Annotated in this window: 1 protein-coding gene; it reads left to right on the plus strand. The window is 44.6% G+C overall.

The window, feature by feature from the left end; translation table 11 throughout:
• On the plus strand, positions 1 to 554 hold a 554-nt coding region (locus ACS8FD_RS23535), incomplete at both ends, for a transferrin-binding protein-like solute binding protein (protein ID WP_439277630.1).

Below are 554 nucleotides of genomic sequence, written 5' to 3' on the forward strand. Positions count from 1 at the left end.
CACTGACCTTGATAATGATTTCAAGTCTTATACAGGAAGTGCCGAGATTCCTACCGCTTTAGGAAACTTACCTCTCAACTACACCTCAGTCTATAAAGACTTTGGTGATAATATGCGTATTGGTCATATTAATGGCGGCGCCACTTTAGGTGAAAGTCAGCTTCCAGTCGACGGTGTAACCGTTACTGGTAATGCAACTAAAGCTGAAAACGTACCGACAGATGGTACTGCAGAATATACTGGTGACGCAACCTATCGCGAGCTTGGTTTAGACAATAACATTGAATATGGTAGCTCTGCGTTTACTGCTGACTTTGTTGCTAAGAAAGTAGCCGGTGAATTGAATTTTGCCAATGCAGGTGATATCAACCTAACAGCAGATATCGATGGTAATAAATTCTCAGGTGCAGCAGCAGATAACGATGGCTACAATACCGAAGGTGGATTCTACGGCGGTGACGCTGAGTACATCGGTGGTATCTATGAAGGTAATGGTGCTCAAGGTACTTATGGCGCTGAGAAAAACCAAGCTCCTGAGCCAGAGCCAGAGCCAG

Source organism: Psychrobacter sp. 1U2 (assembly GCF_051847575.1).